The organism is Nocardiopsis sp. Huas11 (assembly GCF_003634495.1).
Lineage (GTDB): Bacteria > Actinomycetota > Actinomycetes > Streptosporangiales > Streptosporangiaceae > Nocardiopsis.
Genome location: NZ_RBKY01000001.1, coordinates 7,281,994 through 7,308,268 on the forward strand (window position 1 = coordinate 7,281,994; position 26,275 = coordinate 7,308,268).

At 69.3% G+C, this 26,275-nt stretch carries 19 protein-coding genes; 7 read left to right on the forward strand and 12 right to left on the reverse strand.

What is annotated here, in order from left to right:
* Nucleotides 1-1,246: 1,246 nt before the first annotated feature.
* Nucleotides 1,247-1,801: an ATP-binding protein gene (locus tag DFP74_RS32510; RefSeq protein WP_121188663.1), complete on the reverse strand. Its 555-nt coding sequence runs from the start codon at nucleotides 1,799-1,801 to the stop codon at nucleotides 1,247-1,249.
* Nucleotides 1,802-2,027: 226 nt separating this feature from the next.
* Here DFP74_RS32510 and DFP74_RS32515 point away from each other — a divergent pair, with 226 nt between their 5' ends.
* Both DFP74_RS32515 and DFP74_RS32520 read left to right on the forward strand, forming a co-directional pair.
* Nucleotides 2,028-2,888 (forward strand): helix-turn-helix transcriptional regulator, encoded by an 861-nt coding sequence (locus DFP74_RS32515; RefSeq protein ID WP_121187809.1) that lies wholly within the window; start codon nucleotides 2,028-2,030, stop codon nucleotides 2,886-2,888.
* Complete coding sequence (locus DFP74_RS32520) at nucleotides 2,885-3,139, forward strand: DUF397 domain-containing protein (RefSeq protein WP_121187811.1); 255 nt, start codon at nucleotides 2,885-2,887, stop codon at nucleotides 3,137-3,139. The genes DFP74_RS32515 and DFP74_RS32520 overlap by 4 nt, the downstream gene beginning before the upstream one ends.
* A 123-nt stretch (nucleotides 3,140-3,262) precedes the next feature.
* Here the strand turns inward: DFP74_RS32520 and DFP74_RS32525 are convergent, their stop codons facing one another.
* Complete coding sequence (locus DFP74_RS32525) at nucleotides 3,263-4,186, reverse strand: ion transporter (protein WP_199725841.1); 924 nt, start codon at nucleotides 4,184-4,186, stop codon at nucleotides 3,263-3,265.
* Nucleotides 4,187-4,602: 416 nt separating this feature from the next.
* On the opposite strand from DFP74_RS32525, the gene DFP74_RS32530 reads away from it, so the two are divergent.
* Nucleotides 4,603-5,154, forward strand: coding sequence for a thymidine kinase (locus DFP74_RS32530; RefSeq protein ID WP_121187813.1), 552 nt, complete (start codon nucleotides 4,603-4,605; stop codon nucleotides 5,152-5,154).
* A gap of 34 nt (nucleotides 5,155-5,188) precedes the next feature.
* Here the strand turns inward: DFP74_RS32530 and DFP74_RS33385 are convergent, their stop codons facing one another.
* From DFP74_RS33385 to DFP74_RS32545, 4 genes are all read right to left on the reverse strand, one after another.
* On the reverse strand, nucleotides 5,189-5,935 hold the full coding sequence (locus DFP74_RS33385) for a hypothetical protein (protein WP_147453940.1): 747 nt from the start codon (nucleotides 5,933-5,935) through the stop codon (nucleotides 5,189-5,191).
* Nucleotides 5,928-7,013 carry an NlpC/P60 family protein gene (locus DFP74_RS32535; protein ID WP_370013532.1) on the reverse strand — a complete coding sequence of 362 codons (1,086 nt, stop codon included), beginning with the start codon at nucleotides 7,011-7,013 and terminating at the stop codon, nucleotides 5,928-5,930. Before DFP74_RS32535 ends, DFP74_RS33385 begins: the two co-directional genes overlap by 8 nt.
* Before the next feature lie 101 nt (nucleotides 7,014-7,114).
* A complete protein-coding gene (locus DFP74_RS32540) occupies nucleotides 7,115-7,789 on the reverse strand; it encodes a hypothetical protein (protein WP_121187815.1) in 675 nt (224 codons plus the stop codon).
* A 19-nt stretch (nucleotides 7,790-7,808) separates the two neighbouring features.
* The gene (locus DFP74_RS32545; RefSeq protein ID WP_121187816.1) at nucleotides 7,809-10,136 is read right to left on the reverse strand and encodes a type IV secretion system protein; all 2,328 of its coding nucleotides are present in this window, start codon (nucleotides 10,134-10,136) and stop codon (nucleotides 7,809-7,811) included.
* 985 nt (nucleotides 10,137-11,121) lie between these two features.
* On the opposite strand from DFP74_RS32545, the gene DFP74_RS32555 reads away from it, so the two are divergent.
* Nucleotides 11,122-12,240, forward strand: a complete 1,119-nt coding sequence (locus DFP74_RS32555) for a hypothetical protein (protein ID WP_147453941.1) — start codon at nucleotides 11,122-11,124, stop codon at nucleotides 12,238-12,240.
* A gap of 119 nt (nucleotides 12,241-12,359) precedes the next feature.
* On the opposite strand, the gene DFP74_RS32560 is transcribed toward DFP74_RS32555, so the two are convergent.
* Nucleotides 12,360-13,799, reverse strand: a complete 1,440-nt coding sequence (locus DFP74_RS32560; protein WP_233571266.1) for an APC family permease — start codon at nucleotides 13,797-13,799, stop codon at nucleotides 12,360-12,362.
* A gap of 135 nt (nucleotides 13,800-13,934) precedes the next feature.
* Here DFP74_RS32560 and DFP74_RS32565 point away from each other — a divergent pair, with 135 nt between their 5' ends.
* On the forward strand, nucleotides 13,935-14,849 hold the full coding sequence (locus tag DFP74_RS32565; protein WP_121187821.1) for a LysR family transcriptional regulator: 915 nt from the start codon (nucleotides 13,935-13,937) through the stop codon (nucleotides 14,847-14,849).
* Between the two features lie 109 nt (nucleotides 14,850-14,958).
* On the opposite strand, the gene hisD is transcribed toward DFP74_RS32565, so the two are convergent.
* Nucleotides 14,959-16,272 (reverse strand): histidinol dehydrogenase, encoded by a 1,314-nt coding sequence (gene hisD / locus DFP74_RS32570; RefSeq protein WP_121187823.1) that lies wholly within the window; start codon nucleotides 16,270-16,272, stop codon nucleotides 14,959-14,961.
* A gap of 352 nt (nucleotides 16,273-16,624) precedes the next feature.
* Here hisD and DFP74_RS32575 point away from each other — a divergent pair, with 352 nt between their 5' ends.
* On the forward strand, nucleotides 16,625-18,550 hold the full coding sequence (locus DFP74_RS32575; protein WP_121187825.1) for a serine/threonine-protein kinase: 1,926 nt from the start codon (nucleotides 16,625-16,627) through the stop codon (nucleotides 18,548-18,550).
* 23 nt (nucleotides 18,551-18,573) lie between these two features.
* Here the strand turns inward: DFP74_RS32575 and DFP74_RS32580 are convergent, their stop codons facing one another.
* The 4 genes from DFP74_RS32580 to DFP74_RS32595 form a co-directional block, all read right to left on the reverse strand.
* Nucleotides 18,574-19,866, reverse strand: a complete 1,293-nt coding sequence (locus DFP74_RS32580) for a DUF6891 domain-containing protein (RefSeq protein WP_121187827.1) — start codon at nucleotides 19,864-19,866, stop codon at nucleotides 18,574-18,576.
* 195 nt (nucleotides 19,867-20,061) lie between these two features.
* Complete coding sequence (locus DFP74_RS32585) at nucleotides 20,062-21,222, reverse strand: hypothetical protein (RefSeq protein WP_199725842.1); 1,161 nt, start codon at nucleotides 21,220-21,222, stop codon at nucleotides 20,062-20,064.
* Between the two features lie 255 nt (nucleotides 21,223-21,477).
* A complete protein-coding gene (locus DFP74_RS32590) occupies nucleotides 21,478-23,940 on the reverse strand; it encodes an ATP-binding protein (RefSeq protein WP_121187829.1) in 2,463 nt (820 codons plus the stop codon).
* Between the two features lie 218 nt (nucleotides 23,941-24,158).
* Nucleotides 24,159-24,818: a DUF1524 domain-containing protein gene (locus DFP74_RS32595; protein ID WP_121187831.1), complete on the reverse strand. Its 660-nt coding sequence runs from the start codon at nucleotides 24,816-24,818 to the stop codon at nucleotides 24,159-24,161.
* Between the two features lie 489 nt (nucleotides 24,819-25,307).
* Here DFP74_RS32595 and thpD point away from each other — a divergent pair, with 489 nt between their 5' ends.
* Nucleotides 25,308-26,213 (forward strand): ectoine hydroxylase, encoded by a 906-nt coding sequence (thpD, locus tag DFP74_RS32600; RefSeq protein ID WP_233571267.1) that lies wholly within the window; start codon nucleotides 25,308-25,310, stop codon nucleotides 26,211-26,213.
* Nucleotides 26,214-26,275 lie beyond the last annotated feature (62 nt).

A 26,275-nucleotide genomic window follows, 5' to 3' on the forward strand; every position in this document is an offset into this window, starting at 1 on the left:
CATCGCACCACAGACGACCAGCACGCGACCGCGTCGCCGTGCGCGAGCGAGGTCGTCGTTCGTGTCCGTGGGGCGCCGAAGGCCTGTGCATCCCGGAGAGCGGGACCACAGGCCGGCGGCGACCGCACGCGCTGCAGGACTAGCGCCGGGCGAGCCAAAGGTGGTGCGGCTCGGGGTGAAGCCTGGGCCGCGGTATCGGCGAGGGCGGTGGGACCGGGTGCGGGGACGACGGCGGGCGGGGACGCGGTGTCCGGGACCCGAACTCGACCGAGGCATGGTTGTGACGGGTGGCCTGAGTGGTGGGAGCGGCGGGGTTCGCCCAGGGCTCGGACGTCGCGGCCTCCCGGTTCGTCGCTGTGGCCGGGGCGGCTGCCGTCATCGGCCTGGGTCCTGGGGCGGAACTGGACACGGTCACAGGCTCGGGTTCGGGCACGAGTTCGGGCGCGGGCTGATGCCCACGCAGCGCCCGGTTCGGGACACGGGCTGGTGCGCATGCCCGAACCCGGGCACAGGCTGATCCCCGCCCTCGTGCCCAGGCATGGACACGGCCCCGGTCAGACGCTCACGCACACGCCAGGGTTCGAACTCGTGCTCCCGCTCGCGTCCAGGCGCGGGCTCGAACACGGCTTCCGGAGTCCGACCGGTGCCCGCCGCCGGATCGGGACCCGGCCATACGGCAAGCAACAGTGCGTCGACGTCCTCCGCCTCGTGTAGATCACCGTCGACGGCCGCCCAGAAGGACTGTGTCGCCTCACCCCACCAGATCACAGCGTGCGGATTGCTCGCCTGGATCGCCGCCGCCTGGGCGTGCTCCCGGGCGTACTCGGACCGGTGCCCACCGAGCCGCGGCAGCGCCTGGGCCCGGCCCGTCCGACACGTGGAGTGGGCGCATCCGACGCATACCGGACCGATCGTCGGTCCTGACCCGCCCGACCGGAAGGAAAACCATCCCGGACCTGGGTCGACCTTCCGAATACCGCCCGCGAGGGCGACGGAATCACTACTCTTAGTCATCAAGATCCTGCCTGAAGTTCTGGGCCGCGAGGCGCGGGCACGACGGGCGGGGTCAGGGCTGAGTGGTCGTTCACCACTGCCCGACCGACCACCGCCGGTCACCCATGTCTTGTGGCGCATCAGCCGAATGCGTGCGCTCAGGGCCCACTCCCGGGTGGCGGCGGAGGCGACCATCCGGGCGTACGCCCGAGGGCGGGGGGCCAGGCACTGGGGGCAGGCCTGGCCCCCGCTGCTAGGTCGCGAGGACGCTCTGCCACTCGCTGTCCTCGAAGTCGAAGGCCAGGTAGCACCAGACGCGCCGCATACGGCCGAAGCCTTCCGTGCCCCACTCGGTGGCGAACGCGTCGACCATGGCGAGCCCGCGACCCGACTCCGCGCCGAGATCGAGCCCGCGAGGGTGGACGACGGGCTCGCTCTCGACTTCACGGTCCACTGGCCCCTCGTCGCGGCAGACGAGATGCAGGCCGTCCCGGTGCCGGTCGACCAGCAGGCTGAAGGTCCCGCCGGGCAGCCCCGAACGCGTGTGCCGGACGGCGTTGTTGGCCAGCTCCGAGCCGAGCAGGGTGAAGAGGTAGCGGTAGTCACTCGACCGGGTCACGGCACACGTGCTGAGGAACGCCCTGACCAGCGGCATCACCACCGGGTTTCCAGGGAAGTCGTAGCGCCGGACGCGGTAGTTGGGCCGCTCGGGCCGGCCGGAGAAGTAGTGCCGGTGCATCGGCTGGATGAAGCTCGCGAGCGGCACGGTGACCTCTCCGAAGTGCACCGCTTCGGTGGTTGCGGGCATGACGAACACACTCCTTGGCATGTCGGAGTACGGACAAAAGGGGTAAACGTGCCCAAGAGAGGTGAGTTCGAGATTTCCCGGCACGCCGAAATGGGGCACGGCGTAGCCTGACCGGCGAGCACTCTGAGTTATCTGCCGGTGACTACAGCTTCAAGCTAACTTGCATGATGCAGTAAGCACAACTGATTCCTGCATTTACTGGCTAGTAGTTAGTTAGGCTCAGGCCATGCAAGATCCACGCAGCCCCTCGTTGCGTCTTCGACGCCTCGCCCTCGAACTCCGCCGTGCGCGCGAGGCCTCAGGACTCACAGCAGCGAAAGCCGCCAAGCATCTCGGCTGGAGTTCCACGAAGGTCACAAGGATGGAGGCGACTGAGGCAAAGCGCATAAAACCCGAAGATCTAGACAAACTGATGGACCTCTACGGGACGACCGATCCCGCGAAGCGCGAGTGCATGCAGGCCCTCGCCAAGGACGCCCGGTTGCGCGGGTGGTGGTCCAAGTACAAGGACGTGTTCAAGAACGAGTCGCTGCCGGACTTCGAGACTGAAGCAACCGTCCTCCGGACCTACCAGGCACAGGTCATCCCCGGCCTCTTGCAGGTGCCCGAGTACACAGCTGCGATCTTCCGAGGCGCGCGATACACAGACCCACAGGAGATCGAGCGTCGCGTGGATGCACGGATGAATCGGCGAGGCATCCTCGTGAGGCTGAGCCCTGTGCATCTACGTGCTGTCATAGACGAGGCCGCCTTCCTGCGGCCAGTCGGCGGAGACAGCGTGATGATCGAGCAGCTGAAGCATGTTCTACACATGGCCCAGATGCCGAACATTGACATCCAGGTGCTCCCGCTCCGCAAGGGAGAGCATGCGGGTCTGACTGCGCCCTTTGTCATCATGGACTTCCCCAACCCGCTAGACACACCTATCGTCTGTGTCCCCACACTCACCGACGCCCTCTATCTCGAAGAGCCCGATGATATAGAGATGTATAGCGCCACATTCGGGGATATCCAGGGCTCTGCTGCTAGCGCTCTGGAGTCTGCCGAGATCATTAGTGGCCACATCCGCAGGCTGGAGGGCACATGAGAACCGACGCGCTGAGCTTCTTCAAGAGCAGCTACAGCGGGCGAGACGTCGACTGTGTTGAGGTCGCCCACATCCCCGCGAACTTCCGGAAGAGCAGCTACAGCGGGCATGGGCAAGACTGCGTCGAAGTGGGCGACCTGCCCTCTGGCGCGGCCATCCGCGACTCGAAGCACCCTGACGCCGGGCACCTCCCCTTCCCCTCCACCGAGTGGGCCACCTTCCTCACGGCCGCCGCCCACCGCCGGCTCTGACGCCTTCCCCCACAACCGTCATCCACCCTCACCCGCCACTCCCACTCCCCCGGACACACGACACCCGGAAGCCCTCCCTCGGGCCTCCGGGTGTCTCACGTCGTGCTGGGCTGGGCGTGCCTTCTAACCGCTCCCGCTCCCGCTCGCGTTCCCGGTCCCGTTCCCACTAGCGCTAGCGCACCCGTTTCCGTTGGGCGAGGGCGTCGAGTCGTGGACGTTCGCCCCCTGACCCACCGGCTCGACCGCCTCCGGGTCGCCCCCGTGATCGCGCACCATCCGGTCCAGGCGCGCCACCTGCTCACTCAGCTCCGCGAGCTTGGCCATGACCGCCTCGTGCTGGACGGCCTCCAGTTCCTGGTCCTCGACCCACCACCGGGAATCCACTTCCTGCTCCATCGACGTCACGATCACGCCGATCACCAGGTTCAGGATGATGAAGGTGGTCAGCACGATGTAGCCGACGAAGAACATCCAACCGAACGGGTGCTCTTCGGCGACGGCATCGGCGAAGTCCGGCCAGTTCTCCGTCGTCATCACCGTGAACAGCGTGTAGAGCGACGTCCCCAGGTCGCCGAAGTACTGCGGAACGTCCTCGCCGAAGAGCTGCTGCCCCAGGATCGCGGCCGTGTAGATGACCACCAGGAGCAGCCCGATCACCGTGCCCATCCCGGGCACCGCACGGAACAGGGCGCTGATGATCGTCCGCATCTGCGGGACGGCGGTGATCACGCGCAGGATCCGCAGTACGCGCAGGATCCGCAGGACGGAGAAGGGCCCGGTGGCGGGGATGACGGAGATGACGACCACGAAGAAGTCGAACCAGTTCCACGGGTCCCGGAAGAATCCGCCTCGCCACGCGATCAGCTTCAGAGCCATCTCCGCGACGAACACGACGACCACGACCCGCTCCACCAACACCAAATACGGCTCGGCAGAACCCCCATAAGTTGCCCAACCCAAAATGGCGGCATTGATCAGGATCACCACGAGCATCGCGTTCGAGAACCAACGGCTCTCGACCACCTGCGCGACCTGCGAACGCCGCAAGATTACTTCCCCCTCCGCAAAACGCGCTGTATTACGACACAGCGGGTCAAAGATATCTAAGCGCCGTGGTCGGCTCTCCAGCACACCACGGGTAGTCCAGCAGCCACTCGCGCCCCCGAACAACCGATCTCCGCCATCGAACCTGGGTCACGTAATCATCACTCAGAGCTCGGATATCACGTGGAACATCCCACACCCCCGTTTCGGCCGACCACCGGATGGAGGCCGAACCGTCCACAAACCCGCTGCACCCCAGGAACTCTTCAGTGCCGCAGGGAAACAGCCTTGGAAGCTTGGACGGCTGGGGGGCGACAGCGGTTCAACCGGCGCCCGGCCCCACTGGTATCTTCACTGCTGGCCACGGCACCCGCCGGGGGCGGCGGCGACGGCACAGCGCCCGCGATCGAGGAAGAGACATGGCGGAGCTGAAGTACTTCACCGGGGCGATGAACTCGGGCAAGAGCACGATGGCTCTGCAGGAACACCACTCACGCGGCGGCGAGGGCGTGCTGTACACGAAGCAGGACCGTGCCGGCGAGGGGATCATCTCGTCCCGTCTGGGCCTGACCTCCCCGGCCGTGGAGGTCGGCGACGACCTGGACCTGTATGACGACATCGCCGACCGCAAGGCCCCGTACGTGATCTGCGACGAGGCTCAGTTCCTGTCGCACAAGCAGGTGGGCCAGCTGGCCGGAGTCGTCGACGGCATGGGCATCGACGTGTACTGCTACGGCATCCTGACCGACTTCCAGGGGCAGTTGTTCCCGGGCTCCCAGCGCCTGGTCGAGCTCGCGGACAAGATCGAGGTCCTACCCGTGTCCGCACGCTGCTGGTGCGGCAGCCGTGCGACCCACAACGCCCGCGTGGTCGACGGCGTGATGATCTACCAGGGCGAGCAGGTCCACATCGGCGGCAACGAGTCCTACGCGACCCTGTGCCGCCACCACTTCATGGCCGGCGTCGCCTGACACCACCAGAGCACTGCCTCACGGTGTCAGGGACTCACCTCGGGATGAACTGCCCGAAATCATTGTCCAGTCGCGCGTCCATTTTCAGGACTTCGCCTTCGAAAACAGTGGGCGATATGTCGTTCGGCGAGTTGAGCTCGATCGTGAACACCGCACTTCGCTTTCTCGCTACAACGACATAACGAGTTCCCGGACCACTCGCGGGTTCGCCGTAGTAGTAATATGCCTCATCCGCCATGGAGATTTCGCCGTCTTCGGCGACAGACATCCCGGATGTCTGAACTTCCGCTCGCCAATCCTCCAAATCGGATGCCGAGATCTCTTCACGGTCGTCATCTGTAGAATAAATAATGGCTCGATATGAGAACTCGAAGTCCCAAGGCTCTGCAGATGAAGATGCGGGCCGCATAATGCCGGCGCACTGGTCCGACCTGACTAGATCGTCGTCTTTCGGGTCGCCACCATCGACCGAAGTGTCCTCGGGACGACCAACCTCCGACGTAAGTGCGATACTTACTGCAGATATATCGGTAATAATGTCGCAGAAGTCGAAGATGTCCTCGCGAAACTCTTCTCGTGGCTGGCTGCTGGTCTGGGCCAGTTCAGCTGGAGGAGAGTCTGCGTCCACACCATCAGCCAGCGTTGAGAGAAAGGTTCCGAGTAAACCGACGACGACCCCGAAGACACCGAAGGCGGCCAGGCTGCCGCAGCCGAAGACCGCGACCGCCGCTCGCCAACCGTGAAGCCCCTTCTTCTTTGTGGCAACTTCCTCATCAGCCACGATTATCCTGTGCCTCCAGCTGGGCCTTCACGTCCGGGTGCTCAAGCGGACGAGTGAAGCCCACGATGTCCGCACGATTGGGATTATCGTACTCCCGGACGGCGATCGGTCCACAGTTGGTACACCACGCTTCGACCATCAGGCCGTCGCCGATCACCATGGCCATGTGGCCGGGCCCTGGAGGCTCTCCTGCCCTGGTCACATCGAAGAACACCAGGTCACCGGGCTGTTCCTCCCCTTGCGGAATCTCCGGCCCGAATCCCCACTGATCCTGCGACACTCGCGGAATGGCGACGCCGATGCTCTCGTAGGCCTTCATCGTCAGCCCCGAGCAGTCGTAGCCATTCGGCCCCGTCCCGCCCCAGATGTAGGGCTTCCCTCGCTGGTCGAGTGCCCAGTCGATGACCGCCTGCGTGAGTTCGTCCGGCGCCCGGCCGATGGGAGCACCTTCCTCGTCCAGCTCACAGAGGACGGCCGTACGCACCGAGTCCGTGGTGTCGAATTCACCATCGGAGTACTCCCCGGCCCACTCCATGACGTCGTCCACGTACCACCAGGCGTGGTTGTAGCCGTAGATCGCCTGGCGGACGTCGTCATCCAGACCGTGCGCGAGCAGGTAGTCCGCAGCTGCGGGGATCGCATCGGCCGGGTCGTAGACATTCACGATCCCGTCGCCGTTGCCATCGAGCCCGTAACCGATCTCCGGTCGGTCCTCAACGGCTTGAATAGGCTCGCCACCCCAGCTGTTCCCCGCCGCGGAACCATCGAGCGCACCGAACTGCATGGGCCCGGCCGCGCCCCAGTCGTTGTGTCCCTCGGTGATCCCCGGGCCCTCCCAGCGCCCGTGATGGGACTCCACCTGGCCGACGCCCGCGAGGATGTTCCATGGAACCCCTCGGTCCTCTCCGACCTCCTGGTAGATCTCCAGGTAGTTCTCCGGGATGGAGTCCATCGCGTAACCGCTCGCGTCAGGCTGCTCCGCGTCCGCGTTCGGCCCGCAAATGAGGCCGTTCGCGAGCATCGAGCCGACCTGCTGGGTCGAGTTCGAGATCACCGGGATGACGAACATGGCGAGCATGATCATGAGCGCGACGCCGATGACGGCCGCGGTGCCGACCCAGAGCGCCGCGGCGCCCTTGTCAGAGGAGGCGGGGGTTGCGAAACGGGGGATCAAACGGGTCACTCCTCCCCGAACTGTCCTGCGTCGCCCGGTTGGAAGTCGTAGACCCTCCACCGGTTTCCGCTGCGAACGACGGTGATGGCGAACTCCCCGAGTTCCTCGTCGAACTCGGCGTCGCCCGTCTCGGTGATCGACTGGATCGTCAGGACGAAGGTGATGGAGTCGTCCCCGAAGGTCCGGACCGTCTCGATCTCGGCCCTGCCCTCTGCGACGGCCTCCTCCCCGGACATCTCGTCCCAGAAGGCACCGGCACGGGTCGCCTCCGACAGGACCTCGGCGTACTCGGGAGTGGCGAGCTCCTCCATCGAGGCGTAGTAGGACTCCGGGGACTGGGTGTAGTCGATCGTCCCGTAGGCCTCACCGAAGGTGCGTGCCGTCGCCCCGGCCGCGCGGAACTCCTCCTCGCTGAAGGGCAACCACTCGAAGACGTCCAGGTCGCCCTCGTCCGTCGTTTCGATCGGACTGGGGGCCACGGTGGACAGGCCGCTCAGCCCACCGGTGTCATCCGGCCCGACCGAAGGAGGACCGGAGTCCGTAGGTTCGGCCGTCGGATCCGCTTCCGGCTCATCTCCGCCGAAGCCTCCGACACTGAGATACAACCCGAACGCGACCAGCACGACGACGAGTCCGATGAAGACCGCCCGCTGGGCGCGTTCGGGGAGAGGGTTCGGCATTGCTCGGGGCCTTTGTCCGTCAGTCGTCGTTCAACCAGAAGGGCACATCGCGTTTGCGGTCCCTCGTGCTGGAGGAACTGCTCTCCCCCCAGAAGGGAGTGATAGGAGCATTGTCCTTGCGCTTGCCGGATCCGGTCAGCCAGCCCCCGTCACCGTCCCCCCGACCGCTGGGCGGGCTCGGCGCGGGCCGCGCCGGCCGCTGGGGCACGGGCCGCTCACGTCGCTCACGGGGGGCTCCCCAGCGAGACCCGCGGCCACCGAAACTCCCCTTGGCGGGGGTCTCCTCACGACCGCTGAAGATCCCTCGCCCGTTGCTCGGCTCAGGCCGTTCCGAACTGGCGGCGCGGCTAGGAGCCGACGGGCGCTCGCCGCCACCGACCGGACCTCCCCTGCTGTCCTCACGCCGGTGCGTTCCTCCACGATCTCCGGAGCCAGTGCCGAAGACCGAAGCCCATCCACTGTCGCCGGTGCCGGTGTAGCCACCGCTCGGCCGAGGCGGAATGGCGCCGCCTCCGCCACCGCTCAGTGTCGGTGCCTGGTCACTGCTCCGACTCGCACTCGCGGTCGTCGCCCGCGACCCGCTGGCCGTCGACGCTTCGCGGTTCATCCGGAGTGGTGGCGGGGAGCCCTTGTCACGCACCCGGCCGTAACCGGCGGCTCCTCGCACCCGGGTGCCATCGCCCCGCACCGGACCGCCTTCGGACTGGGGCTCTTCTCCCACAACCCCTTCCGTCGCGCCAGGGCCCGCCGTCCCGGCCGGAACCCCAGCGGCCGCACCGGCGATCATCGGCGCACGGCGCAGGCCCCAGGCCTGAGCCTTCAGGTTGGCGACAGGGGGCAGGACGGCCGCGCTCCTGCTGAGGGCTCGACTCTGCGCCGTGTCGCTGACGATGCGTGAGGTGAACGTGTTGGCGTTGACGGAGGCGAAGAGGTAGGCGAACGGCTTTCGGTAAATGAAGAGCGCCAGCGTGAACAGGGCGAGCAGAATCATCTGCAATCCCCATCCAAGGCTGGTCGACATGACCATCCCGTAGCACATGACCAACAGGGAGATCAGCAGCACGATGAAAATCTGTTTCAACAGGAAACCGATCATCAGCTCCACCCACCGCAACAAGACCATTCGCCCGTATCCAGGGTGAATCCCAATGAGCAGGAATATCGGCGACAGCAAGAAGAGCAGCAAGAAAGCGATCTTCAGAACGATGAGTGCAACCGACCCCGCCAGAATTAGACCCCCCGCGAAGATCGAGGCGAAGAGGGCCAGCGTCGCCACACCCAGCCGACTACCTTGATCGTCACCCGAGAAAAGTGGATACACACTGGGGTAATATTCTTCCACATCGGATGAAATTGCTTCGTAGGCAGCCTGCTTATCCTCGAAGAGTTCGGTTGCGTCGATTTCCCCATCAGAAATTTGCTGTTGCTCCATGCGACTTATCGCCTGAGCCGAAATGAGATCAGTGGAATGAACGTACGCAGCTGATTCCGCGATGTCCCCGTTCCCGAACTGCCCTGCGACCCAGGGTTGGCACACCAGGCTCGACCACAGCATGTCGGCGTTGCGTCGCACCTGGAAGTCCGCCTCGGACTCCCACGCCGCCCGTTCCGGCGGTTCGGCTCCGGCCGGGCACGATCCCGAGCCTCCCCCGTAGGGCACCTGGCCCACCGTGCTGGTCACCAGCTGGCTTCCGGAGTTCACCAGGCCGCTCGACAGACCCATCACCTGAGCCGGGTTGATCAGGATCCACATTCCCAGCGCCGTGGCCCCGACCATCCACACGGTCGACTCGATGGTCAGGGTCATGCGCTTGCGGATGAGGCCGAACCATCCCAGCCACAGCGCCCCCAGAATGACCACCGTCGGGATGAGCGGTCGCCAGATTCCCTCACGAAGTGTGACGACGACGTTCTCGACCAATTCGTTGAAGCTGGAGAGGAGACCGTCGGACGTGGCCGCCTGGTAGACGGTGATCGTCGACTGGTTGATCGTCTGGGACAGATCCCATGCCGTGTTCGCCAGAGTCGCCTGGGCGCCGTTGGAGATTCCGTCCACACACGACTCGGTGATCATGTGCCATTGCGTCCCGGCCGTTCCGTACTGGCCGTACATGCTGGCGTCGGGGGGAAGCCCGTCCGGCGATCCCTCGATGGCCGACTGGGACTGTGGCGGAACCAGCAGGCCGTCGGAACCGCTCCCCGCCGATTCCGGCAGGGGCGCGGGTTGCCCCGGGCACAGCGGGTTCGCCTGAGCGCTGGAGAGCGGCAGCACGAGAAAACCGACTAGCAGGAGGAACGTCATCAGAAGGCGTCGCCAACCCCGCCGGTGGACGTGCTGATGCGTCATCTGCTGGCTCCTGCGTCGTGGTTCGTGCCGAGGGGACGTTGGCAGACTCGAGGCCCGAGCCGCGCGCACGCCGACTACCGGCCACCCGCGACGGCGGACCCCCGCATGTCTCTACCCCATCATCCATGGTGCGTCATCACGGGTATCTGGAACGAGAGCAACGCGACCGGTTTTGCCGTTCCCGTCACGGACGCACTCCTACCCATGGGGACATATCGGGCATGGCTCAATGTTTCCGCAGGTAGTGGACATGAGCGGCGTTCCGAAACGCCCCAATACCCCTGGGCCACAATTTCGTGGCCCGCAAGGGAGTATGAGCGGCATCACACTCGCGTTCCTGGCCAAAAGTGGACACCAGCTGACCTATCGGGCTGGGCCTCAGTACCCAGAACGCCTTCCGTGGGAACCCCAGTCACGGTTGGCGCAGGGCCGAAACCCGTGCGGGGTACCGCTTCCACGTTGAGAGGGCACGACTTCCGGCGCATTCGAGTCCCCGAGTTCATTCTTCGTACACCTGGGATTCACCCCTGGGTCCCCACGTCTTCGGGATGGGCCGTGTTCGTCATCCCGGATGGCGCAGAGGAACGCACAGGGCGCGAGCCCCAGCGGGGGTGGCCGCCGTCGTGATGCCGATGGTGGCCGCGATGACTTCTCCGAGCCACAGTCCCCGCTGCACGACCGGCGACGCCGATGCCCCCGAGGGCCTTGACCCCAGGCAGCGCCAGGTCGTCCCAAGCAGCCCCAGACCACCCCAAGCACAGGCAACCGCCGGCACCGACGGCACGGACACGGGCGAGTCGGGGGCCATCCAGGTCCGCTGACCGCCTCCGCTACCGTGGCGAACAAGCAGGAGGTCACGACCGGGCTCCGACGCGGTGCGCTCATCGAGACCGAGCCCTGTCCGGCGCCTTCCAGGTGCGGACCGAGTGGGGGATTCATCGTGCAGGTTGGCGCCACCCCCACACCACCCACTTCCACACCGCCCGTGCGCACGGACCCGAGCCGGACGACACGGGCACTCGTCCTGTTCCTGTTCGGAGTGCCCTACGCCGTCGGTATCGCCTTGGCGTCGGCGGCGCTCTCGTGGTCGTTGGACGCGCTTTTCCCGGGCAGCGGTGGAATCGGTCGCGGGCTCGCCTTCGCCACGGGCTCGATCGTGCTCCTGGCCGCGGGCCTGACCCTCCTGACCGCGCTCCTGCGGAGCTCGGGGCTCGCGCGGCCCGCGACCGTCGCCGGGATCCTCACCGCCACCGCGGTGGCCGCCTGGGTCCAGACGGTCGTCACCGACCACCTCGCGCCCGCCGTTCCCTGGTCGACGGGTACGGCGGTGGCGGCGGCACTGACCGCGTCCGTCGTCGCCCTCGTCCTCGCGGTGACCCGCGAGCGCCGGACGTGGGTCGTCGTGTGCGTCCTGGTCGGCCTGCTTCTGCTGCGCGCCGTTGCGGAGGCCGTCATCGGCGCCCAGGTCCACGAACGGACTCTGCGCGCCACGGAGGCGACCTACGCCGCCTACCCGCACGCCATCGCCGTACTCGACGATCCCGCCTGGGAACCCGTCGGTACGCAGGTCACCGAGGCCGGTCACGCCTTCGCCATCACCTACGAGGACGGGTCCGGCCGACGGCTGGTCCTCACGAGCGCGCCCACGGGGGCGTTCCTCGGCGGTCCGCCCGATCCGCTCCGGAGCGGATGCGAGATCGCGTCGACCACGTGCGAGGAGAGTGGAGACGTGGTCCTGCTGGAATCCGAGTTGGCCGGACCGAGTGAGGCCGCTCTGACCCGCAGGGAGATCGCACCCGACTTCTACGCCGAACTGGCCTCGCCTGCGACTCCCGTTCCGGACGCGGCCCCGGGTACAGGCCAGAGTTCACCGCCGGACCCGACCCAGGACCCCGCACCTGAGGCGGACCTCGGCTCCGACTCGGACCCCGCCTCCGGCCCTGGCTCGGACTCCGACTCGGACTCGGACTCGGCGGATGGGCCCCGCACGCCCGCCGGCGTCCCCGCCGACGAACTCCTGCGGTTGACGGACCTGGTCCGGATCGACCAGGACGGGGACCGCGAAGCGCTGGCCCGGGACGTCATGGCGCACCACGAGTGGTGAGGCGCCCGCCCGGCCCCGGAAACCACCCCTGAGACCGAAGCCCGGCCCCCAGCACACCGCCGCCGTGCCTTCCGGGACCGGGAGGCACGGCGGCGGTGTCGTGGACGAGCGGGCCGGGGTCAGCCGGACCGGCGTCGCCGAAGCGCGTCCAGAAGCCGTTCCTCCGCGTCCACTCCCCCGTGGACCCCGCGCGGGATGCGCAGCACGAACACGAGGCCGAGCAGCCACCACGCGCCGAAGATCAGGTAGGAGACCGGGTGGATCGACGCGGGCATCCCCGGGATGTAGAGCGCCAGCAGCCCCACGGTGAGGACGAGTCCGAGCACCCCGACGCCGAAGCCCAGCCGGCCGGCGCCGGTGCTGAAGGGGCGCTCCATCCCGGGCTCCTTGCGGCGCAGCACGAGGAACACCACGCAGACCATCAGGTAGGTGAGCACGATGCTGGGCGAGCCGGAGTCCACGAGCCAGCCCAGCGCGCCTTCACCGAGGAAGGGCGCCACGATGGAGATCGCCCCGATGAAGACGATGGCGTTGGACGGTGTGCGGAACCGCGGGTGCACCCTGCCGAACCAGCGGGGCAGCATCCCTGACCTGCCCATGGCGTACATCAGGCGCGAGGCGCCGATCATCATGGCGATCCACGAGGTGATGATGCCGGCGATGCCGCCCGCGATCAGCAGGTGGGCCATGAACCGGCTGTCGAAGAGCGCGCCCATGGCGTCGGCGGTGGCCAGTTCCGAGCCGAGCAGCTCGTCCAGGGGCATCGAGGACGCGGTCGTGAGCGCGACCACGACGTACCACAGGGTCGCGATCACCACGGAGACGACGATGAGCCTGCCGACCTTGCGAGGGCTCATCCGCAGCTCCTCCGCGGTCTGCGGGATCACGTCGAAGCCGACGAAGAGGAACGGCACGACGATGAGCACGGTGAAGAGCCCCGCCGTGCCGGTGAAGAACGGCTCCATGTGGGCGACCGAGCCGTTCATGCCCGAACCGAAGATCAGCAGGACGCCGACGATCACCAGGAACAGGACGACGAAGGTCTGCGCCAGGCCGGCCGCCTTGATGCCCGCGTAGTTGATCGCGGTGATGACCAGCGCGGACACCGAACCGATGAGCGCCCACACCAGGTAGACGTCGGAACCGAACACCGACCACAGGTGCCCCTGGTCGATCTGGGGGAAGACGTAGCCGATGGTGCGGGGCAGCGCGACGGCCTCGAAGGCCACGATCGCGATGTATCCGCCGGTGACCCCCCACGATCCGACGAAGGCCCATCGGGCTCCGAGGCCGCGCATCATGTAGTGGTGCTCACCGCCGGCCTTGGGCATCGCGGAGGTCAGCTCCGCGTAGACGAGCCCGACGACCACCATGATGAGCCCGCCCGAGACCAGGGCGATGACCGTTCCGAGGGTTCCGGCGGCTTCGAGCCAGCCTCCGGTCAGGACCACCCACCCGAATCCGATCATGGCGCCGAAACCGAGGGCGTAGGAGTCGAGTGTGCCCAGGGCACGCCGCAGTTGCGGCTCCTGTCGCACCGAGGGGATGTCTGCGGTCACGGTGTTTCCTTTCCGAGAGGCGACCCGAAGTCCGGGGGACGCGGTGACGCGGTGACGCGGTGACGCGGTGACGCCATGCCAGCGGCCACCTGTGGGTAACCCTGGGCAAATCCATATTCCTGTTAGGTTTTCCCTATGTCGATGACGCTGGCCCAGCTGCGCGCCTTCCTCAAGACCGTCGAGTCCGGCACGTTCACGCGGGCCGCCGAGAACCTCGGGGTCTCCCAGGCCTCGGTGTCCGAACTCATCGTCAGACTCGAGGGGCACCTGGAGACGCGGCTCTTCGTCCGGGGCAGCAGGCGCCTCGTGCCGACGGCCGCCGCGGACGAACTCCAGGTGTACGCGGTGCGCGCGCTGCAGGCCGTCGAGGACGCGGAGCACGCCATGCGCGCCCTGCGCTCCCTGGAGGCCGGGGTGGCCACTTTCGGCGTCCCGCGCAACGCCAACTACTACGGCCTGTCCAACCTGGTCGAGGAGTTCCACGCCAAGCACCCGAAGGTGCGCATCCGCATGGTCGGCCTCAACTCCCACGACGTCGCGCAGTCCGTGAGCGACGGTCGGCTCGAAGCCGGCCTGGTCGTCCTGCCCGTGACGGCCGAGGGACTGGAGTACGAACCGCTGGTCCGGGACGAGGTCCTCTTCGCCGCCGCGGACGACGGACGCGTCCGCGGCCCCGCGACCGTGGAGGACCTGGCGTCGGCGGGCCTCGTCCTCTACGACACCCACAGCGGCTGGCTCGACCCCACGAGGCGGCAGTTGCTGGACCGCGCCCAGCGGGAGGGCGTGGCCCTGGAGCCGCTCATAGAGGTCGAGCAGGTCGAGTCCGCCCTCACCCTGGTCGCCGGCGGTACCGGTGCCACGATCGTGAGCGCCTCCCTGCGGCGCGCGAGGCGGATCCCCAAGGGAGTGCGGACCCACCCGTTCGAGCCGCGCTTCACCGAGACACTCGCTCTGGTCACCCGCGAGGACTCGGTGGTCTCGCGGGCGACGGAGGAGATCATGTCCCTGGTCCGTCGGTCCATCTCCGGTCCGGCCCATCGCCCCTCGTAACCCTCACGGACCCCAGGCGACCTCACGGTCCCCCGGCGACCCTCACGGAGCCCCGGCGCCCTCACGGCCCCGGTCCCCAGGCGCCCTCACGGACCCCAGGCGCCTGACGTCAGCCCCGGTACCGGTCCAGGCGGTAGGAGGCCGTGCGGCTGTGCGCCTCCATCCCCTCGGCGTCGGAGATGGTCACCACCGCCTCGGCCGTGGACGGAGTGGCCTCGCGGGCGACCCGCTGGTAGGTGAGCGGCTTGACGAAGCGCGAGACCGACAGGCCGGCGCTGTGCTTGGCGCCTCCGGCGGTGGGCAGGGTGTGGTTCGTCCCGGCCATGCCCTTGTCGGAGTAGGCGACCGTGCTCCACGGGCCGAGGAACACCGAGCCGTAGTTCGAGAGCCGGTCGTGGTACCAGTCGTCGTCGGAGGTGATCACCTCGAGGTGCTCGGGGGCGAGGTCGTCCATGAGGGCGACCGCCACCTCACGGCTCTCGGCGACGGTGATCGAGCCGAAGTCCCGCCACGCGGGCCCGGCGATGTCGCGGGTCGAGAGGGTGGCGAGCTGGCGGTCGACGGCGTCGGAGACCTGCCGCGCGAACTCGGCGGACGTGGTGATCAGCGCGGCGGGCGACTGGGGGCCGTGCTCGGCCTGGCCCAGCAGGTCGGCGGCGACGATCTCGGCCTCCACCGTCTCGTCGGCGATGACGGCGACCTCGGAGGGTCCGGCCGGCAGGTCGATGGCCACGCGTCCGAAGAGCTGGCGCTTGGCCTCCGCGACGTAGGCGTTCCCGGCGCCGACGATCATGTCCGCCGGAAGCTCGTCGAGCAGGCCGAAGGCCAGGGTCGCCAGTGCCTGGACCCCGCCGAGGACGAAGACCCGGTCCACGCCGGACAGGTAAGCGGCGTACAGGACGGCGTCGTTGGCGCGCCCGTCGGGTCCCGGGGGCGTGGCGGCCGTGACGAGGGGGACGCCGGCCTCCTTGGCCACGCCGACCGTCATGAAGGCGCTCGCCGTCAGCGGGAACCGGCCCGCGGGCAGGTAGGCGCCGACCTGGCGGATCGGCACGTAGCGCACGCCGCAGACCACGCCGGGCGCCGTCTCGTACTCGAAGTCCTGGAGGTGGCGACGCGTCTCGGCCGCGAAGGCCCGGGTCCGCCGCGAGCCCGTCTCGATCGCCTCGCGCAGCTCCCGGGGCAGGCGGTCGCCACTGGTCTGGAGGACCTTCTCGTCCAGGACGAACTCGCCGGAGTAGTCGTCGAGCTTGCGCGCGTACTCCTCGACGGCCGCGAGCCCGCGGCTCTCGATGTCGTTCAGCATCCTGGTGACCGTCTGCGCGACCGCCGGGTCGTACTGGGCGGCGGGCAGCTCGCTCGGAGCCTTCAGGAAGGTGAAGTCGCCCTCGTACTTGGCGAGGACCTTCGGGGAGAAACGCATCACAACTCCAATTCCGGCGGGGCGTCAGGTGCATCACGCCTGGTCACGGCCCACAGAGTAAGTCGAAACACATCCAAAGGACAACCATGGACGATCTCACGGAAACCATAGGGAAAGCCTGTGGGAGGCCGAGCCGGGACGCGTGGAAGGCCGCGGCGCACTGAAACACCCGCGCCGGAGGCTGACCACTACCGGTCAGCTCGCGCGAGAGGTGGGGCACGTCCGGCAACGCGGCCTACAGTGGGATTGATCCGTACAACGTCGGCCGCCACCGTAAAAGCGCCGCGGTAGGGCTTTTCTTGGATAGATTGGCCTGCGCATCGTCCCCCACCGCCAGAAGGGATGCGCCCCTATGTCTTCCCCCGGTCGCTCCTCCGTCGGCCGATACGAACTCCAGGAGCGGCTCGGCGCGGGCGGGATGGGCACGGTCTGGCGCGCGTGGGATCCCGCCCTGCAGCGCGACGTGGCCGTCAAGGAGGTCCTGCTCCCCGACGGCATGGACGCGCAGGAGCGCGCGGAGGCGCACGCCCGGTCGATGCGCGAGGCGCAGGCGACCGCGCGGATCCAGAGCACCGCGGTGGTGGCCGTCCACGACGTGCTGGACGACGGCGAGAGCCCGTGGATCGTCATGGAGCTGCTCAGCGGACGGTCCCTGGCCCAGCACCTGGAGCAGCACGGCCCGATGCCCGTCGAGCGCGTCGAGGAGGCCGCCCGGTCGCTGCTGGGCGGGCTGAAGGCGGCGCACGCCGCGGGCGTCACCCACCGGGACGTCAAGCCCGCGAACATCATGCTGACCGACGACGACCGCACCGTGCTCACCGACTTCGGCATCGCCAACGTCGACGGCAGCACCGCACTGACGCAGACGGGCGTGTACATCGGTTCTCCGGAGTACATGGCCCCCGAGCGGTTCGAGGGCGAGCGGGCCCTGCCCGCGTCCGACCTGTGGAGCCTGGGCGTGACGCTGTTCGCCCTGCTCGAAGGGCGGTCGCCGTTCAAGCGGGACAGCATCACGGGCATCATCACGGCCGTGCTGACCGCGCCGGTGCCGCCCCCGCTCACCGCCGTCTCCGGGAGCGAGAACGCGGCCGGCGCCGCGCTGCGGGAGCTCATCGCCGCCCTGCTCGACCGGGACGCCGCCCAGCGGCCCGATCCGGACCAGGCGCTGGCCCTGCTCAAGCGCGCCAAGAGCGCGGCGGGCAACGGGTCGGGCGGCGGTGCCGCGACCGGTCCGAACACCGGCGCCCAGGGCGGGCCCGGAGGTCCTTCGGGCGGCGTTGCGGCCTTCCCCGCGCCGGGCCACGGGGGTTCGGGCGCCCACACCGGGATGGCGTCGGCGCCGGGTCACCAGGGGCACCCGGGCTCCCCCGGTGGACATCCGACCGCGCGCCAGGGCGGGACCGGGGGCCAGTCCCCGGCGGGCTCGGGGCCGCACACGCCCCAGCCGTACGGCGCCCCCGGCGGCCCCGCGCAGCCCGCGCACCAGACCCGGCCGCAGACACCGCCGACGGCCCGGGTCCCGCAGCCGCAGCCGCAGCCGCAGCAGGCCTACCACCAGGGCCACGCGCCGGGGCAGCAGCAGCGACAGCAGGGGCCGGGACCGGGTCGACCGACGGGCCCGCAGCAGGGCACCGGTCCCCAGCCCCCCGATCCGGCACACGGGCCGACGGGGCGGGTCGGTTCGACCCCCTCGGGCGGGTTCGCGGCCGGAGGCACCCGGACCGGCTACCACCCGATGACCGCCCAGGGCGCGCAGGGCGTCCCCGGGACGGGTCCGCAGCCGGGCGCGACCGCCCGGTTCGCCCCCGACCAGCGCTACGGCGCGGGCGGGACGGGTCCGCTCCGCACGGCACGGGGCGGCGACGGGGCGCCCAAGCCGGTCGCGGTGATCGCCGCGTCGGCCATGCTGGGCGTCAACGCGCTCTACCTGATGGTCCTCACGGCGCTGTACGTCGCCGAGGTCCTGGACGGCTCCGACGACTACGGCTGGGGCACGGTGACGATGCTGGGCGCCTGGGGACTGTTCGCGGCCTTCGCGGCCGTGGGTCTGATGACCCGCTCGCGGTTGTTGTACGGCGCGGTGGTGATCGTGCAGATCGTGGTGGCGGTGCTGCTGGTGTTCACGCTGTTCTCGGTCCTGGTCTACTCACGCGAGCAACTGTGGATCTACGCCCTGGCGCTGGTGTTCCAGTTGGTCATCGGCGGGCTCCTGCTCGTGCCCCCGAAGTCGAGGGCGTTCTTCGGCTTCGGTGAGGCGTTCGGCCAGAACCACGCCTGAGGCGCGCCCGGCGCCCGGCGGCCTCACCAGGTGGTGACGGCCAGCTCCCCCAGCTCCCCCAGCGCGAGCCGGCGCTCGTCGGCCAGGATCCGCACCATCTCCTCCGCCTCCGACGTGGTGACGAACCGGCCGCGGGAGAGGCGCTGCGCGGGGAAGGGGCTCTCCATCCACAGCCGGGGCCCGGCCTCCCACATCATCTGGACACAGGACTCGTCGCTCGCGACGAACACGGCGAAGTTGCCCTCGGCCGGCGTCAGCCGATGCACGAGTTCGCGTGCGGCGGCCGTCTCCATGGGCTCGGCGCTGTCGATCCCGCCGATCCCCTCGGCCGAGTCGTCGCTGTAGATGACGTCGAGCATCCCGGTGTGGGACGAACGGGCGTCCTCCTCCGGCCAGACACCGCCGACCGCCCACCGGCTGAGCGGTTCCTCCAGGCGCTCGCGGGGCAGAGTGCGGACGTCCCCGAGCACGCGCAGCAGGTCGAAGTCCCGGGAGACCTCGATCGTGTGCCCGCGATCGCTGGTGAGGGTGGCCGCGTGCCCGCGCGGCAGCCACGGCAGCACCATGCGCGCGAGTTCGCGGACGGTGACGCGGCCCTGGTAGTGGGTCATCCAGGCCGGCGGTGACTCGTGCCGGTAGGAGACCTCGACCTCGGGCTCCCCGGCCACGGCCGGTCCCGGGTGCGCTGCGCCGCGCCCCCAGCGGCGGCGGCGCCAGTCCACGGCCACGTCGAGCTTGGTACCGGGGTCGCCGTTCCAGGTGACGGTGAGCCCGTGGGCGCGCAGGGTCTCGGCGACCTCCTCGCCGACGGCGGCCCGGCGGATCTCGTGCGTGGCCCCGAAGCCGACCATGAGGGTGCCGTCGCGCACCGCGGCCCGCGTGTCCTGCTCGTGGTAGTAGGCGTAGCCGCGGATCGAGGGGCCCTCGGGCGCCTTCTGGTGGACGAGGACCGCCTGGCGGAGGGAGCCCCCGGCGCAGGTGTCACAGCACATGTGGTCCTCGCGGGCGATGATCCCGGACTCGTCCAGGGCGCGGAAGGCGCGGGTGAGGCGTTCGCTGTCCGTGCGCGAGCGCCAGCGGCGCTGCCGTTGCATGTGCGTTTCCATGGCGTCGTCGACGTAGGCCGCGAGGCCCTCCAGGGCCGCCCTGACCTGCGGGCCCTCGGGGTCGGTCCCGGGTTCGAGCACGTCGAGCAGGCGGCGGCGCGCTCCCTGGCAGATGTCGACGTACCCGCCCCGACCGGTCGCGAGCAGGGCGGCGACGCCCTCCTGAGCTGTGGCGCGGAAGTGGTCGACGCTTTCCCGGACTTCACTCATGCGGCCAATATGTCAGAGTTGTCGGTCCCCCGAGACGGTGTCCCGGGCCCCTCGCTGTCCGCATCCGGTCAATCACGGCGCGCCGGTGGCGCGTGGTCCCGCCGACCCGCGCATGGGCGCGCCGAAGCTCGGCGGGGCGTGCCCCGGCGGGGCCGCCGCGACCGGGCGGGGGACGCGCGGTCCCCCACCCGGTCGCTACCCGGCCCGCCCTCCGAGCGAGGCCGCCCGGTCGCCGGGCCCCTCGGGCAGGGTCGGCGCCACGGACAGGCCGCGGACGAGGGTGTGCTCGCTCAGGAGCCGGACGCGTTCGTCGCGCACCTCGCGCGCGAGATCGGCGGTGGTGGACAGCTCCGCCACGGGCCCCGACGCCATGCCGAGGAAGGCCGCCGACGCCGCGTGGTCGGCGTACTCGGCCGTGGAGTCCAGCGCCTCCTGGCACTGCTCCCACTCGCGGTGGGCGGACACGGCGCCTTCCACGAGGCGCCCGTACTCGGCGATCTGCGCCACCCGGGCGCGCACCGCCTCCTCGACCGCGTGCAGGTGCTCCCGCTGCGGTTTGAGGGCCTCGCGCACGCGTGGCGAGGCCGCGCGCTGCCAGCGGCGCAGGTGGGCTCGGCGCAGTTCGCGCTGGCGGGCCAGAAGGACGGCGATGCGCCACTCCTGGTCGCGTAGGACGCACAGGGCCCGGTCGGTGTCCAGGGAGCCCCGTCCGTGGAACACCGCGCCGGCCTCGTCCACCTGGTCGATGACACGCTGCACCGTGGCCAGGTGCACGTGGTCGACCTCGCTGACGTCGTCGGCGGTGATGACCGCGGCCCTCTCCCGCTCCCCGGGGGCGCCGGCCACCCGGGAGGTGAAGGCGTCGGCCGCCACCATGGCCACGAGCACCCCGAACAGCAGCCAGGGCACCCCCGTCACCGGATCCTGCGGGACGACGTCCATGAGCCAGACCGGGGTGGTCGCCAGCGCGCCGGCGCCGACGAGTCCGCCCACCAGCCGCGTGACCCGGTGGGCGTCCTTGCGGAAGCCGAGGGCGGCGACGAAGGCCACGAGGCTGATGGTCGCGATGACCATGCCGAGGTACCACCCGGCGGTGAGCAGGGCCAGGCTCAGCGTGAAACCGACCCCGACCACCTGCGCCAGCCCTTCGCGCACCCGGGCCGAGCGGGTGGTGGAGTCCTCGCTCGTGCCGTAGGGGAACGGTAAGGGCTCGGGGCGGCGTCCCTCGAGCAGCCGTTCGCGCAGCGACAGGGGAAGCGCGGGGTCGACGACAGGACGCGGCCGAAGCCGGCGGCTCTCCGGCGGGGGCGGCGGGAGGGGGGTGGACGGGGGTGGCTGGAGGACGTCCTCACTCATGGGCGGTCCCTCGTGAGTGGTGGCTCGGTCGTGGTGGGGCGACGGGGACGAACACCGGGCGGAGGAACCCGGCAGGGTAGGAAATGCCCATCCGGGGCGCGCCCCGAACCTGGCGTCCCGCACACCTTTGCCACGACTTGTCCGATGCGCGGCCCGGGACCGCGCCCTACTCGACCGCCACCGGACCCCTCGGCGCACGGTCCCGGACGGCACCGCCCCGGGGCCGACCGGCCCCCGCGCTCCCGCTCCCCCGCCTCACTCCTCGCGCGTGGCGGCGCGCACCAGGTCCTCCGGGCCCGGGTGGCGACGGGTCGGGTTGGTGTCCAGCCAGCGCAGCAGGTCCTCCGAGACCAGGTCGACGCCGATCCGCCCCGACCGGCCGTCCAGGTCGCGGAACAGGCACTCGCCGTTGCCCAGGTTGCGCAGCACCGACAGGTGGTCCTCGGTGGGCTCCACGCCCAGCAGCGCCATCACGCTCTCCACCTCGAAGCGCTCGCTGGACCGGAAGGCGAACACCGACGACAGGCAGTTGGTGACCTGCTCGTTGAGGAGGTCGCCGGCGTTCTGCGACACCAGGATGAGCGCGGTGTTGCGCGAGCGCCCCATCCGCGACACCTCGGGGACCAGCTTGGCGCCCTCCGGAGTGGAGGTCACCGCCCACGCCTCGTCGAGGAAGATCGCCTTGGGCAGGTGGCGGTCCAGCCCGTTCATGAGCCGCCGGGCGAACTGCGAGACCAGGTAGAGCAGGGCGACCGACAGGCGCTGCTCGTAGGAGTAGTCGTCGCGGCCCACACCGGAGTCGGGCAGGGTGAGCCCGCCCAGGGTGAACACCGTGGTCCACCCCTCGGTGTCGATCCGCGCGTCCCCCTGCGGGTCGAAGCACAGGCTGGCCAGGCGCATCTCCGACATCGACTGGAGCACCGCGCCGAGGTTGCGCGAGGCCGGGTCGGAGGCGCCGATGAGGTAGTCGACGACCTTGGCGAGCGAGGGCCGGGGCTGGTTGGCGACCGCGGCCACCGCCTGGATCATGGCGGACTCGCGTTCCTCGCTCATCCTCGGCAGGAGCAGGCGCAGGGTCTCGGTCGCCATGGTCTTCTTGGCGGGCAGGTCGTCACCGAAGGCGAACGGGTCCAGCAGGCCCGGCTCGGCCGATCCCAGGGACATGATGCGAGCCTTGCGGCCCCGGTGCTTGAGGAGTTCGACGAGCGACTCCGCGTCGCCCTTGGGGTCGATGGCGGCGACGGTGACCCCGCGCAGCGCGAGCTGGTAGATGAGCAGCAGGGCCAGCGTGGTCTTGCCGCCGCCGGGCTCGCCGGTGATCGCGATGGCCGTGGGGCGGTTGCGGGCCGCGGCGACCATGGGGTCGAAGTGCACGATCGAGCGGGCCCGGCCGATCGTCTCGCCGATGTAGGGGCCGACCCAGCCGCCGCCGGTGTGGTCGACCCGGTCGCCGACGTCGACGGTGGCGGTGGGCATGCCGCCCGCGATGGTGCGCAGGGGCTGGCGCTGGGCGTAGGCGTTGAGGCGGATGCGGTCACCCGGAAGGGACTCGTTGAAGAGCGCGAACTGGTCACCGGTGGAGTTGATGACGTCGATGCCGATGTCGCGGTAGTGCTCCACGACCGCCTCCACCTGCTGCCCGAGCAGGCGCTCGGTGGGCGCGGACACCATGAGCCGGTGCCAGCCGTAGACGAACGGCAGGCGCTCCTTGGTGATGCCGTGCTCCAGCATCCGGGCGGCGTCGATCTGCTCGGCGAGCGCGATGGGCGCCTCCACCCCGGCCTCGCGGATGTGGGCGTCCATGTCACGGGCGTGCGCGAGCTTGCGGCCCACGTCCTTGCTGGCCTTGGCGGGCGGGATGAGCTTCATCCGCAGGGACATCTCGACGGGGAAGGGCAGCGCGTCGGCGTGGTGCAGCCACGGCTCGCCGTCGGGGAAGGGCATCAGGTCGGGGAAGCGGGCGAAGGACAGGAAGGCGACGTGGGTGGAGCCGGCGGGCTGCTCCAGTCGCAGGGAGGAGCGGCCGTTGTGCACCACCCCGTCGACGAGCGCCTCGATCTCGCCGCGGCCCCAGGTGCGGCGGCCGGTGGCGGAGGGGCGCACCTCCTCGGCGGTGCCGCTGACGGCGTGGCGCACGAGCCAGGCGATCTCGTCGGAGGTGGCGTGGCGGGCGTGCAGGGAGCTGGCGGCCAGGGCGCGGCCGAGGCGTTCGGACTGGTCGGTCCAGCGCGCGATCTCCTTGTCGTCGATCGCGGCGTCGTCGATGCCCAGGACCTGCTCGGTGCGCTGGTAGGCGCCCACGAGCTGGGAGAACAGGCCCAGTCCCGCGCCGGCGTTGCGCTGGCCGAGGCGGACCCCGAGGTAGACCTCCTTGGTCCAGAAGTCCTTCGCCCAGACGTGGCGGTAGGTCTCGTCGAGGTAGTCGTACCAGCCGGGGCCGGCGTCGGCGGTCCGGTCGAGTTCGGTGGCCCACTGGGCCGCCGGGTAGGTCCGGTGGGCGACGCGCAGGTGGACCTCGGCGTCGTTCATGCGGATGGCGGCCAGGGCGATGGTGATGTTGGTGGCCAGGCCCTGGCGCTCCTCGGGGGTGGTGAATTCGTAGGACACCGTGGGCAGGCGGAAGTAGGCCCAGGCCTCGCTGTCGCTGAACAGCACGCGGTCGTCGAAGTAGCGGACCGCGAGACGGGTCGCGCCCCGTGTCCCCCTGGTGCTGGTCATCTGTACCCTCCTGGTCGCGTCGCCCGCCCGTGCTCAACCCATAGTGGAGCATCACCGGGAAGGTGAGGAAGCGGACGGGGTTCCGGCGCGCCCCAATCCGGTGAGAGTGTTCGGCCGCGACGGTGACGGGTGGGCACGAAGGGGCGACGAGGGCGCAAACGGCCCCGTCCGAGACGGGGCGGCTCGCCCGGGCGGGCCGGGCGAGCCGCGACGCCGCGTCAGCAGCGGGTGTCGATGGTGTTCTGGATGGCGGACTTCTCGGTCGAGGTCACGGTGAGGTCGTAGCGGTACTTCACGTTGACCCAGGACTTGACGTAGTCGCAGTGGACGCCCGTGTTCGGCGGCATCCACTCCGAGGGGTCGCTGTCGCCCTTGGAGCTGTTGCTGGAGGGCGTGGCCAGCCACAGCTGGGAGGACTGCACGTCGTTGGCGAAGTCCGCGCGGCGGCCGGTGGTCCAGCTCGCGGCACCCGTCTTCCAGGCCTCGCTGAGCGCGACCATGTGGTCGACGCTGATCTGGGACGGGTCGTCGTGGACCCAGGTGTCGTCGAAGGCGCTCCACCAGCTGCCGCTGGTCGGCTGGCATCCGGAGTCGGTGACGACGTCGTGGCCGTCGCGTCCGAGGACCACCTGGCGGGCGGAGCACGGGGGGTCGATGTTGTTCCAGTGCGGGAAGAGGCTTCGGTCGTAGCCGGTCTGGGGTCCCTTGGCCTGGACGGTGAGGGAGTCGAGCTGGGTCTGGGCCGCGGAGGTGCTGGGGATCGCGGGGGGCAGGACGTGGTCGGCGGCGGCCGGCGAGGACCAGCCGAGGACGACCACCAGAAGGGCGGCCGCGGCCGACGCGAGGGCGCCGTGAACAACGCGGGGGAACGGGGGCACTGTCACTCCTCAGAAGCGGGTGAGGGAAGCGGACCCCACTACTGTGCGGTGACAGCGCGCATTGTGCCAGTACCCCTGGGCCGAATTCCTCAGGAATGGCGGATGACGCGCGCCGCACTTTGAACCAGGGTTTGCACCATTTTTTAGTGGTCTAGCGCACACTGGCAGACAAGGCCCTGGCGCGGTGTCCTCGGCCGGGAGCGCCGCAACCGGACGACCTGGCACAACTCACGGAAGGCGATCCCATCGGCCACCCGGGGTGACACCGCGCAGGTAACAGCGGCAAAGGGAGGACGGCATGCACCGCGACCATTGAGAGGTCATTTTGTTTTGCCCCATATAGTATGACTCTCATACCCAGTCGAATCACCGATAAACACACGACACAGAAGGGCGCCCTAAAAGGCGACTTCTGGATTTGTTAAGTTCACGTGTCGTAAGGAAAGACTTCGAGCTCAGAGAGGATGAACCCCAACGAGGGGATCGGCCATGACTCTGCAGATGGATCTTCCGACCGCGGACGACTACCCGACCCGTAAGGCCGCCGAGCCGGCCCTGCTCTACCGTCAGGACCCCGTCGTGTGGGGGGACGCGACCAGCGGTCCCTTCAGCACCGATGAGGTCAGGAACTACGGGGACCGGGGGTACACCCAGGCGCGCTCCCTTGTCAGCGGCGAGGAGGTGGAGGCCTACCGCGCGGAGCTCAAGCGCCTGAGCGCGGACGAGGACCTGCGGGCCGACGAGCGCGTCGTCGTCGAGCCCTCCTCGAACGAGGTCCGATCGGTGTTCGAGGTGCACAAGATCAGTCGGGTCTTCGCCGACCTCGTCAACGACCCCCGGCTGGTCGAGCGCGCACGCCAGCTGCTCGGCTCGGACGTGTACGTGCACCAGAGCCGGATCAACTACAAGCCCGGCTTCGGCGGGGGCTCGTTCTACTGGCACTCGGACTTCGAGACCTGGCACGCCGAGGACGGCCTGCCCCGGATGCGGACGGTCAGCTTCTCCGTCGCGCTCACCGACAACTTCACGCACAACGGCGCGCTGATGATCATGCCGGGCTCGCACAAGACCTTCGTCTCGTGCGTCGGCGAGACCCCGGACGACCACTACCGGGACTCCCTGGTGAGCCAGCACATCGGGACGCCCGACCAGGACTCGCTGTCCTTCCTGGCCAACCGGCACGGCATCGACGTCCTGACCGGCGCGGCCGGCGACGTCACCGTGTTCGACTCCAACTGCATGCACGGATCGGGCGGCAACATCACGCCCTACCCCCGGTCCAACGTGTTCATCGTGTTCAACAGCGTCGAGAACACGTGCACGAAACCGTTCAGCGCCGGCCGACCGCGCCCCGAGTTCCTCGCGGCGCGTGACTTCACGCCTGTCGGGCGCTGACCCGACGCCGGGCGGGCGGGGACGCTCCGCCCGCCCGAGCCTCGCTCACGGGCCCGCAGGAG